1 rRNA gene is annotated in these 406 nt (G+C 49.8%); it reads left to right on the forward strand.

The features are described 5' to 3' along the window. Positions 1-83: 83 nt before the first annotated feature. A 23S ribosomal RNA gene (locus tag ACPV3A_RS37825) occupies positions 84-406 on the forward strand; the annotation flags it as partial.

A 406-nucleotide genomic window follows, 5' to 3' on the forward strand; every position in this document is an offset into this window, starting at 1 on the left:
TAAAGAGTAGCATAGAGCGGAATATTTGCATGATGAACGACTTTTGGTAACAAGGGAAGAGAATCAGGCAAATATGAAGCGATGGTTAAGCTACTAAGAGCACACGGAGGATGCCTAGGCGCTAGGAGCCGAAGAAGGACGTGGCGAACAACGATACTGCCTCGGGGAGCTGTAAGCAAGCTTCGATCCGGGGATGTCCGAATGGGGAAACCCAGCTGATGTAATAGTCAGTTACCCGTATCTGAATACATAGGATACGAGGAGGCATACCCAGGGAACTGAAACATCTAAGTACCTGGAGGAAGAGAAAACAAGAGTGATTCCGTCAGTAGCGGCGAGCGAACGCGGAACAGCCTAAACCAGAGAGCTTGCTCTCTGGGGTTGTGGGACGTCTCACATGGAGTTA

Source organism: Paenibacillus sp. Dod16 (assembly GCF_049893405.1).
In the GTDB taxonomy this organism is placed as follows: Bacteria; Bacillota; Bacilli; order Paenibacillales; family Paenibacillaceae; genus Paenibacillus_AQ.